This window comes from Cellulomonas biazotea, from assembly GCF_004306155.1.
Classification (GTDB): Bacteria; Actinomycetota; Actinomycetes; order Actinomycetales; family Cellulomonadaceae; genus Cellulomonas; species Cellulomonas biazotea.
This window is the reverse complement of record NZ_BIMR01000332.1, coordinates 1-3,476: the sequence shown is the minus strand read 5'-3', so window position 1 is coordinate 3,476 and position 3,476 is coordinate 1. Positions and strand designations below refer to the sequence as shown.

3 protein-coding genes and 1 pseudogene are annotated in these 3,476 nt (G+C 76.5%); 3 read left to right on the top strand and 1 reads right to left on the bottom strand.

Annotation, left to right across the window (positions count from 1 at the left end; translation table 11 throughout):
• Window positions 1–750, bottom strand: a pseudogene (locus CBZ_RS18005) (helicase-associated domain-containing protein); the annotation flags it as partial.
• 189 nt (window positions 751–939) lie between these two features.
• On the opposite strand from CBZ_RS18005, the gene CBZ_RS18000 reads away from it, so the two are divergent.
• The 3 genes from CBZ_RS18000 to CBZ_RS17990 form a co-directional block, all read left to right on the top strand.
• Window positions 940–2,160: a M20 metallopeptidase family protein gene (locus CBZ_RS18000; protein WP_174768696.1), complete on the top strand. Its 1,221-nt coding sequence runs from the start codon at window positions 940–942 to the stop codon at window positions 2,158–2,160.
• Between the two features lie 94 nt (window positions 2,161–2,254).
• Entirely contained in the window at window positions 2,255–2,635 is a 381-nt protein-coding gene (locus CBZ_RS17995) for a cold-shock protein (RefSeq protein WP_130782845.1), read from the top strand.
• A 2-nt stretch (window positions 2,636–2,637) separates the two neighbouring features.
• A partial coding sequence (locus tag CBZ_RS17990; RefSeq protein WP_246013523.1) for a DUF3027 domain-containing protein occupies window positions 2,638–3,476 on the top strand: 839 nt, incomplete at its 3' end.

Below are 3,476 nucleotides of genomic sequence, written 5' to 3'. Positions count from 1 at the left end.
GTGCGGGGCGTCCGCGGGGACGACCGGCGGCAGCGCGGGCGCCCGGTGCGTGCGACCGCCGCGCAGCGCGAGCGCGACCCGGCGGGGCAGGACCACGTGCCGGCTGTCGCCGTGCGCCAGCAGCCCGCGGCGCAGCAGCCACTGGACGGCCGTCGCCGTGGGCGTCGCGTTCGACGGCGCGAGGCCGACCGGCGGTCCCCACAGCAGCGCGTCGACGACCTGCCGGGCGCCCACGGGCGCGTCGTGCAGCAGGTCCCGGATCTCGGCGGGGTCCTCGGGGAGCGTCACGGCACCCGGACGTGCGTCGACGCGACCGTCGGCGTGCCGGTGGTCCGCGGGGGCGAGGCCCGCGGGGTACGGGCCGAGGAGCTCGGCCAGGCCCGGCGCGGCGTGCAGGGGCGAGCGGTCGTCGTCGGGGACCTCGGGGTGGACCAGGGCACGGGCGCGGGCGTCGGCGAGCGCCGCCATGACCCGGGCACCGGCGTGCGCGTCCGTACCGGCGATCGCGGTGCGCACGTCCGCGGCCCGCACGGGACCCGGGTCGTCGAGCGCGACGACGGTCTCGACGACCTGGAGCACCCCGGCGTCGACCGCGGCGAGCGCCCGCTCCAGGCTCGCGCGGCTGGTCGCGCGGACCGCGAGGGACGACAGCGTCGAGGGAGACGGCGACGCCAGGTCGGGGCGCAGGCGCAGCAGGGCGACGAGGTCGTCGTCCCCGCACGCGCGCAGGTACCCCGTGAACGTGGCCATCCGTCCCACGATACGTGGCGGGTGCGCAGGACGGTGCGGGTCGCGGGTCGGTCGCGGGTCGGTCGGAGGCCGGTCGGGGGACGGCGGCTACGGTGCCGGGAGCCGGAACTAGCACCTCGGAGGCAGCACGTGACCGACCCGACGCCGCATGCCACGACCGCCCCGCACGGACCGGGCGCCGTACCTGGACTGCCCGGCCTGCCCGCGGACGCGCGCGTCGCGCTGCTCGCCGACGCCCGCGCCCAGCACGCCGAGATCGTGGCCCTGCGGCACGCGCTGCACCGCGTGCCCGAGATCGGCCTGCACCTGCCCCAGACGCAGCGGCTCGTCCTCGACGCGCTCGACGGCCTCGACCTCGAGGTCACGACGGGCGACGGGCTCACGTCCGTCGTCGCCGTCCTGCGCGGCGACCTGCCCGGGCCCGCGGTGCTGCTGCGCGGCGACATGGACGCGCTGCCCGTCACCGAGGACTCGGGCGAGCCGTTCACGTCCGAGCACCCCGGCGTCATGCACGCGTGCGGGCACGACCTGCACACCGCCGGTCTCGTCGGCGCGGCCCGGCTGCTCGCGGCGCGCCGCGACCGGCTCGCGGGGTCCGTCGTCCTCATGTTCCAGCCCGGCGAGGAGGGCGACCACGGCGCGCGGCACATGATCGACGAGGGCGTCCTCGACGCCGCGGGGGAGCGCGTCGTCGCCGCGTACGGGCTGCACGTGCTGTCGGCGCTCGTCCCCGGCGGGGTCGTCACGACCCGGCCCGGGACGATGCTCGCGGCCGCCGACACCGTCGCCGTCACCGTGCACGGCCGCGGCGGCCACGGGTCGATGCCGCACCTCGCCGCCGACCCCGTGCCCGTCGCCGCGGAGATCGTCCTCGCGCTGCAGTCGATGGTGACGCGCCAGTTCGACGTCTTCGACCCCGTGGTCGTGACCGTCGGGCACATCACGGCCGGCACGACCGACAACGTCATCGGGTCCAGCGCGCTCCTGGAGGCGACCGTCCGGACGTTCTCGGAGGCCGCGCACGGCGTGGTGCCCGACCGGATCACCCGCGTGTGCGAGGGCGTCGCCGCCGCGCACGGCCTCACCGTGACCGTCGACTACCGCCGCGGCTACCCGGTGACCGTCAACCGCGCCGAGGAGGTCGACCGGGCGTCCCGGCTCGTCACCGGGATGCTCGGGGAGCACGCGTGGGTCGACGCCGCGCAGCCCCTGCCCGGCGCGGAGGACTTCTCCTACGTGCTGCAGCAGGTGCCCGGCGTCTACCTGGGCGTCGGGGCCACCCCGCGAGGTGCCGACCCGCGCACCGCCGCCTACAACCACTCCGCGCAGGCCCGGTTCGACGACGACGCGCTCGTGACCGGCCCCGCGGTGCTCGCGGCCCTCGCGCTCGACCGGCTCGCGCAGGGCTGACCGGGTCGCACGTGATGCCCGGGCGTCCCGGCCGGTAGCCTGGAGGGTCAGTACGTCTTCATCAGTACGTCTCATCTGAAGGACAGGGGTCGCCGTGCCTACCGGCAAGGTCAAGTGGTTCGACACCGAGCGCGGCTTCGGGTTCATCGCCGACGACGACGGCGGTGAGGTGTTCCTGCACGCCTCCGCGCTGCCCGCGGGCGTCTCGCCCAAGCCCGGCACCAAGGTCGACTTCGGCGTCGCCGACGGACGTCGCGGACCGCAGGCGCTGTCCGTGAAGATCCTCGACCCGCTGCCGTCGGTCGCGAAGGCGACGCGCAAGCCCGCCGACGACATGGCCGTCATCATCGAGGACCTCATCAAGGTGCTCGACAAGGTCGGCAACGACCTGCGCCGCGGTCGTTACCCCGAGAAGGCGCGCTCCACCCAGTACGCCACCCTGCTGCGTCGCGTCGCCGACGACCTCGAGGCCTGAGCATGGCGGTCGCGACGAAGGACGCCGTCCTGGGCAACGCCGTCGACCTCGCGCGCGAGGTCGCGATCGGCATCGCCGAGGACCCCGCGGACGTCGGCGAGTACCTCGGCCTGGTCGTCGAGGGCGAGCGCCTGGTCTCCCACCGCTTCGCGTGCGCCGCGAAGGGCTACCCCGGCTGGGAGTGGACCGTCACCGTGACGCGCGTCCCGCGCGGCCGCACGCCCACGGTGTGCGAGGCGGAGCTCCTGCCCGGCGACGACGCGATCCTCGCGGCGACCTGGGTGCCGTGGTCCGAGCGGCTGCGCCCCGGCGACATCGGCCCCGGGGACGTCCTGCCGTTCCGCGCCGACGACCCCCGTCTCGAGCCCGGCTGGACCCCCACGGGCGACGACGAGACCGACTCCGTCGCGATCGACGAGCTCGCCCTCGCCCGCGCCCGCGTGCTGTCCCCGCAGGGTCGCGACGAGGCCGCCGACCGCTGGTACCGCGGCGCGCACGGGCCGACCAGCGCGGGCTCGCTCGCGTCGGCCGCCGCGTGCACGTCGTGCGGGTTCCTCGTGCCGCTGCAGGGCGCGCTGGGCACCGTTTTCGGCGTCTGCGCGAACGCGTGGTCGCCCGACGACGGCAAGGTCGTCAGCCTCGACCACGGGTGCGGCGCGCACTCCGAGACCGACGCGGAGCCGCCGCCCAGCGACTGGCCCGCGCCCGACCCGGTGATCGACGAGAACCGGGTCGAGGTCGTGCCCCGCGCGACGCCCGCCGAGCCCGCGGCCGACGCGGCTGAGCCCGTGGCGGAGGTGACGGTCGAGCCGGTGGCCGAGCCCGCGGCTGCCGACGCCAC